This window comes from Pseudocitrobacter sp. 2023LY-00077, assembly GCF_055796175.1.
Genome location: NZ_JBSPEI010000069.1, coordinates 1 through 747, shown reverse-complemented (window position 1 = coordinate 747; position 747 = coordinate 1). Strand labels below are relative to the sequence as shown.

General features: G+C 56.6%; 1 pseudogene. It reads right to left on the bottom strand.

The features are described from left to right. Positions 1 to 699, bottom strand: a pseudogene (locus ACWWFX_RS25370) (hypothetical protein); the annotation flags it as partial. Positions 700 to 747 lie beyond the last annotated feature (48 nt).

The following is a 747-nucleotide window of genomic DNA, read 5'->3' as shown; positions in this document are numbered from 1 at the left end:
AATCCAACCATCCGGAATTGCCGGAGAGTTGCCAGCCTGAAGCATGGCGGTGCGGCAGGCGTCATACGATTCACGCATCGCATCTTTGACCCAACCGAGTGGTTTGTTGCCGCGAATTTCCAGCCATTCATCGAACGTTGGTACAGTCGCCACCGGATGCTCCACAGCAAACAGCGGTCCAGGAGCGACATCGAAACGTCGCCAACGGATATCGCAGGCACGCTCTTCGCCTTCTTTGTGCCAGGCTACAACGTCGGCTACAGGCTCGGCGTTAACCGCCTGAGAGTTCACGACTAACGAGCGGCCCAACTCAGCGCGCGCTTGCCAAGCCAACCAAGCGGCGTTTTTTGCACCAACCCCAGCGATGGGGAGATTCTCGTCGTTGTTCCACGCGTTGAATTCCGCGCGCTCGTCTATCGCTACCAGTCCAGGAGGGGCAGTGTACAATCGTGTTCCATCCTTGAAGTTTTCCCAGTCGGCTTGTCCATTAGCGGCAATGCACGCAACTCTTGCGTCGGGGTGGAATCCGCAATCGTCATATTCGCCTAGGACAACCTCGCCAACAGGCTCGGCGTCCATCGCCGCTTTACGGCGTTCCTGAATCTCACGCGCCATAATTGCGCCCTGTCGGGGAGTGAACATATCCCCTGCGATGATGCGTTCCAGTTCGGCGTCCGTAAAATGGTAATCATCTGGCACGTTGTGAACCTCTGCGTAGAGAGGCTCTTTTGTGATTGGGGTTGTCAT